Source organism: Kineothrix sp. MSJ-39 (genome assembly GCF_018917935.1).
Taxonomy (GTDB): domain Bacteria; phylum Bacillota; class Clostridia; order Lachnospirales; family Lachnospiraceae; genus CAG-194.
The window spans coordinates 106582-112581 of sequence record NZ_JAHLPN010000010.1 but is presented as its reverse complement, the minus strand read 5'-3'; the positions used below and the strand labels follow the sequence as shown (position 1 = coordinate 112581).

Below are 6000 nucleotides of genomic sequence, written 5' to 3'. Positions count from 1 at the left end.
ATTGAAGCTACTTCATATCCAGAAAACTCTAGTTTGAAGATATATGTAACTTGTAAACCGTTCAACAAATCCAGTAAAATCAAGGCTTTTGTTGAACATGCACTAAAAAGAATAGAGAGGCTTTTGTTGAACATGCACTAAAAAGAATAGAGAGGACATATATGCAGAGACTTGGCGAATTTGAAATAAGACAAAAAATTGAAGGTTTAACACGTCAAGATGCTATTACATATTTTAGGGAGTTGTCAAAGTATTATGGGTTAGAAGTACATAGAAAAGAAGATGAAGAGATTTATAAGATAATAAATGAAAATTTGTACAATAATCCTCTTTCTATAAAATGGTATATCAGTGGAATATATTCCGGAACTGACTCCAAACAAATGTTAAGTCATAAGGATGATTTAATTGAATTTTGTGTATCTAATATATTTGATAAGCTGTCAAATATATCAAAAAAGATATTACAGTTATTTTTGCTTCAAAATAATAAGTTGACTTATGGTTTGATAGATTTTTACATAGATGGCAATGAGCTGGAATTGAGAAACGCAATTAATGAATTATTGTCAACTTATATGATACAGGCGTCTTCAGGTGAATATGTAATGAATGATATGTCAAGGGAGTATATTTCATTAAAATATCCACCAAGTAATGAGTTTGTAAAGAGTGTGTTTCAAAAGAGAAAAGAATTAAATGGAATGTTACAAAAGGTAAAAGTTAATAGTGAACAAGCTCCGTTTAATCCGAATACTATATCTCCAAGGTTGAACAAAATAGATGAACAATTAGCAACATATCATTTAAAAAATGCATTAAATTATGGAAAAGAAAAAAAGTGGGATGAGTGCATGGAGGAAATTGCCAAGGCATCGAGTATTGACCCAGATTATTTTGAAACGTACAAAGTGAAAGCATTTTTAGAAGCAGAGAAGGGGGAGTTATATGGAGCAATAAATAATTACAATATTGCATTGTCAAAATGCACAAATGACAAAGAACGAGCTGTTGTATGTTATTTATTCTCAATTTTTTATACGGTGAAAATGCAGGACACGGATAGCGCTTTGGAGTATATTTTAAAAGCTGATGATTATCTTCCTAATACAAATGAGATATTGCTTGAAAAAGTTAGAGTATTTACATTTTTAGGGAAATATGATGAGGCGGAAAAACTATGGATACAGGCTAAAGAAACAGATAAACATCCAAATTTAAGAACATTAAATATTATGGCAAACAGATATATGGACCTAAAGCGACGGCAGACAGAACTCTTACAAAAAAGGGATTATGTTGAAAAATATAATATAATTAAGCAAGGCATAGAAGTATTAGAGAATGTAGGATCAATTGATGATAAGACCACAGTCACGTTATTGAAATTACTTACAAATTTGTCATATTCATATTATCATAAAGAATCTATAGAACTTATAGCAGATACGCTGGATAAGTATTCTTATGCTGTATCAAAATTGGATAGGAGTAGTAAGGCGAAATTGTTATCTAATATACAAGCACACAAAGAGGAAATTAAAGAGGAGTATTATGATTCAATTTATTCTAATTTATCTGCATTTAGAGATGAAGCTAATGAGATTATATCAGAAAATGAAGGTGTAGTGGTAAAAATAAAGGATACTTATGGTTTTATTTCAAACGCAATTCATACAAATAAAAATGCACTGTTTTTTTCAAAAAATAATGCATATAATGAAATAAAAGTTGGAGATAAGGTATCGTTTGAATTATATACAGCTGTGAAAGGTATTGGGGCAAAGAATATAAAAAAACTTATTGAAAATTAAAATTGCAATCAAAAAATAAGATATAATTAAAATATATAGTTGGGAAATAATTGATATGATTACAGAAGATACGGATAATTGTGATACAGTTCCACCTAGAAAAAAAGGGGAATGGATAAAAGAAAAATATAGGAAGATACGTTCGGTATTTGAAAGTTCTGCAAGACAATCATTAGAACGTATGGCAGTAGAACATAAGGAGAAGTATGCAGCAAAGCTGGTATCTCATTATAGAAACATAAATGCATGGCTAGGTGTGGTCGGACCGATATTAGTAAGCTTGCTTTTTTCAATATACACAAAACCAGATGCATCTGTTGAAAAGATAAACATTGTGATTTATTATATAATTATTATAGGTAGTGTTTGGGTTTGTATATTTCTTTTTACCATCACATTTCTTCAAAAAGATGTTTGGGAAGCTATATTATCAGAATACGATATGAATCAGCAAGAAATTATAAAGCGGCAACTCTCTGAAGAAAAAAAGAAAAATGAAGAATTGATTTTTAAAACCCAAATTCTTGAAGATGATAAAAATCGTTTGCTAGAATTTAAAAGTGTAACAGCATTACTAGAGTCTAATAGAAATAGAGGAAAAAATATTCAAAGTATTCTATTGCAGAGAATATTGACTGTTTTAGGAAATGGGGAATATTCTGTTGCGTTATATCATTCATATGATAGGGAGTATGTTCTTGATGAATATGAATCGACAAGAATTAAATTGGAAACTCCGACAAGTTTAAAGAAATTGTTAAAAAAGGATGATAACGAAAATAAATATAAGAGTTATTATTCAGCTGAATGCTTATTTGAGGAAAAAAATGGTAGACATTGTAAAAAAAATAGGGAAGAAATAAAGGATAGTTTAAAAGGAAATATAAAGGATATTAATCAATATGCATGTTATAATTATGAAATGGGGAAAACGCACAATATATTATTGGAAATAATAGCCTATAATGATACAAAATTTTCTTATGAAGACGATGATATAGATGGGTATTTTGATAAAATATTTGGATGTTATATGCCGCTGATTGAAATGTTTGTAGGAAGTGTAGATGTTCAACAAAAATTTAGGGATTTAAGAGCATAGGAAGGGAAAAAATGAAGGAAGTAATTTCAGAATATTCTGATTTAAAAGAAGAAATGTGCAAATATGAAATAGAATACTATAAATCAGAGTTAGAAAAGTATCAGACTGAATTAAGAGAACTTAAAAGAGGGATGAGAAACTTAAAAACTGATGAATTAACAAAACGTAAAATTTCACAGGATATTTTAGAAAGCACATTAGTTTATTATAATACTATGATCAGATTTTCTATAGAAGATGAAAAGACGAAAAAAAATAATAAAAGGCATAATGAGTCGTATATTGAAATGCAGGATACAAGAGATAGAAAAGTTGAAAAGAAAAACTTGGTATATAAACTGTTAGAGAAATATTATGACAATGTGCTTAAAAAAATATCTCAATATGTATTATGATTTAGAAATATTTTAAATACTGTAGTGAGAGCGTAAAAATGATAAAACTGATTAGGTATTTTGGAACTTTCTAAAACCATTTCCGAAATTGTGGTCGTTTATTGGAAAATTATGAGTTGCATTGAAAAACTTTATTATATCATTTCCCTGCTTAAATTATAGAAAAATCATAATTTGTAGATTGATATAACGACATTGGTTATAGAGGGGAAGATGAAATAAATAAGAATTGTAATTGCTTTGCAGTAATGGTATAGTCGTTGCAAAGCATATTTTCTTTTCGGAAGCTTTCTGTTTCTGGCGAACCATATCTTTAATATGCCATATGCGGCATATTAAAGGAGTATGCACTGGACGTTTACAATGCAATGAACGATTCAAAGTATACAGATCCTGATATGATTCAGATCATGCGACTAGAAAGCGGGATCTGTATGGCAGAAAACGTGTGCAGTGAATATTATGGTGCGGCAGAGCCGCCAGTCCGGACTAACGAAGCCACCCCATTTTGTTTATGAAGTTACTTTGCCATTGCTGGATCCAGTCCTTATACTTCTCTCATAGAAAGGTCTTTAGACGGATCAATACTTTCGTTATCGATCTTATAGGAATCATACGATATACGATCCATGATGGCATCGGCAAGAGTACTTTCACCATCACAGATTTGCTGATACCATTCACTTTCACGGAACTGGGAACAAAAGATCGTTGAAGATTTTTTACGTCTTTTATGTATCAGTTCAAAAAGATTTCTGGCTTTAGCCTCTGTCAGTTTAAGAAGCAGCCACTCATCAATAATCAATACTATTGGCTTGGTGTATTTTTTCAGGACAGTCAAAAAAGTTCCATTGTCTCTGGCGGTCTGTAAGTCCAATAATAGATCAGGAAGTCGTATATACTGCACTGTGTAGTAGTGTTTGCATGCTTCCATGCCAAAGGCACAGACCGTGTAAGTTTTACCGCTCCCAGTTGCTCCAGTAATAAAAATGTTCTGATATTCTGTAATGTATTCGCAAGTTGCCAGACGGGTGATCAGTGCTTTGTTCAGTTTTCGCCCAGAATGGTAATCAATTGCTGAGATGCTGGCATCTGGCTGCTCAAGCTCAGCTTGTCGGATCAGCCTTTTCAGACGATTGTTTTTGCGGTTGCTGTATTCGACATCGACAAGCATACCGAACTGATCCTCGAACGGAACTTCCTTCATTGTGGGATCATCCATCTGGATAAGGAATGCATCTGCCATAGCGGTCAGACGCATTTCAATAAGTTTATCGATGGTACTTTGATTTGTCATGATTGTTTACCTCCATAGTATCTGGCTCATCTGGTGATGCCGTGTGGTTTTATTGCTTGGGATGCTTCTGGTTCATTACCAGGCACATCCTTCGCTGCAGCCAATAGATTTTTGATACTTTTATAGCTGGGTTTATCAGAATAAGAAAGTGCCTTGGCGCAGACCTGCTCCAGTTTTTCTGGCGAATATTTTTCGGCCAGTTTCAATAATCCCATACAGCTTCTGTAGGATTGCTGTTCAATCCTGCCGGAGGTAAGCATTGCATCGACAACCTTACTTGTGTTAATTCCAATCGAATCAGCCCACTTACGGAACCGGTCACCGTTCCATTCCAGATATTTCTGGTGCTCCTGCGGCGTATGTTCTGTCACAGTAGAATACTGACCGCTTCTCCCATAGAGCCGTCTGTGAGAGGCAATACGATTGTGATTATAAAATATTTCAACTGTTGTATCTGTTATACGCACATCGACCTTATTTTTGATATACTGATAAGGCGCGGAGTAGAACATCCTGTCTACTGCGATGTGATAGTTAAACTGGACGGTGGTCTGTTTCCACTCAGCCAGTTCAAAAGATGTAGCAGGCAACGGAGCCAATAATGGCATTTCTTCCCCAAGAAATAAACTGAGTCTGCTACATTACTTTTTTGAGAATTTACGGGCGTTGTAGACATCCGGTTTTTTACGGATAGAAGCATTCAATTCACTCTTTTTATGATTCACTGCGGTTGTACAGTTATTGGAAACGAGCATGGGTGTAACACCGCCAAAGAAATCAAACATCTGGACATGAGCTTTGATCCAGTTGTCGGTTTTCTCATCCATATATGCTTTTACAAAAGCATACTGACTGTAAGTTAATACACCTACAAATATCCATGCATCTGTGATTTCTCCGGTATCCGGATCAATGATGTGGCAGGATCCCCAGCCCAGTCAACTTCAATCTGTTCACCTGGTTTTCTGGGATATGCATGGTAGCCCTGCGTTTTTCTTCATCCTTCTGGATGTAGTAGCAGAACTGAGAATACATTAGAGGCTCTTCGCTGCTTATGCGGCACTCCTCACAGCATTCTACCCAGAGAAGTTTTTTGCTTATACCGTTCCGCAGAAGTTCTTTGCGGATGTAGTCAAAGTTCGGCATATGTTTATTCGTTGCCGACTTATCCTTGGGAAACATCAGCTCATCTAGTGCACTGTCGGTCATGTCGAAATCCAGCGACCATGAAAGATTGATTTCCGCTGACTTTTTCAAAACCTTGGCGACTGTGTTTCTGGATACACCGTAGCTCTGTGCGATGTTTTTCTCACTGAATCCTAAGCTTTTCAAGCGTAGGATTTCACGATACTTGGTCATAACTTACGACCTTCTTTATCTGTATTCACACCA

At 34.3% G+C, this 6000-nt stretch carries 4 protein-coding genes and 1 pseudogene; 3 read left to right on the top strand and 2 right to left on the bottom strand.

Going from position 1 to position 6000, the window contains the following annotated elements:
- Positions 1–161 precede the first annotated feature (161 nt).
- Genes KQI22_RS08310 through KQI22_RS08300 form a run of 3 tightly spaced genes read left to right on the top strand, consistent with a single transcriptional unit; the run spans position 162 to position 3311 of the window.
- Complete coding sequence (locus KQI22_RS08310) at positions 162–1814, top strand: tetratricopeptide repeat protein (RefSeq protein WP_216551616.1); 1653 nt, start codon at positions 162–164, stop codon at positions 1812–1814.
- A gap of 55 nt (positions 1815–1869) precedes the next feature.
- On the top strand, positions 1870–2916 hold the full coding sequence (locus tag KQI22_RS08305; RefSeq protein WP_216551615.1) for a hypothetical protein: 1047 nt from the start codon (positions 1870–1872) through the stop codon (positions 2914–2916).
- A gap of 11 nt (positions 2917–2927) precedes the next feature.
- The gene (locus KQI22_RS08300; RefSeq protein ID WP_216551614.1) at positions 2928–3311 is read left to right on the top strand and encodes a hypothetical protein; all 384 of its coding nucleotides are present in this window, start codon (positions 2928–2930) and stop codon (positions 3309–3311) included.
- A 547-nt stretch (positions 3312–3858) separates the two neighbouring features.
- On the opposite strand, the gene KQI22_RS08295 is transcribed toward KQI22_RS08300, so the two are convergent.
- Complete coding sequence (locus tag KQI22_RS08295) at positions 3859–4608, bottom strand: ATP-binding protein (RefSeq protein WP_216551613.1); 750 nt, start codon at positions 4606–4608, stop codon at positions 3859–3861.
- A 26-nt stretch (positions 4609–4634) separates the two neighbouring features.
- A pseudogene (locus tag KQI22_RS14130) lies at positions 4635–5967 on the bottom strand (IS21/IS408/IS1162 family transposase).
- Positions 5968–6000: the final 33 nt, after the last annotated feature.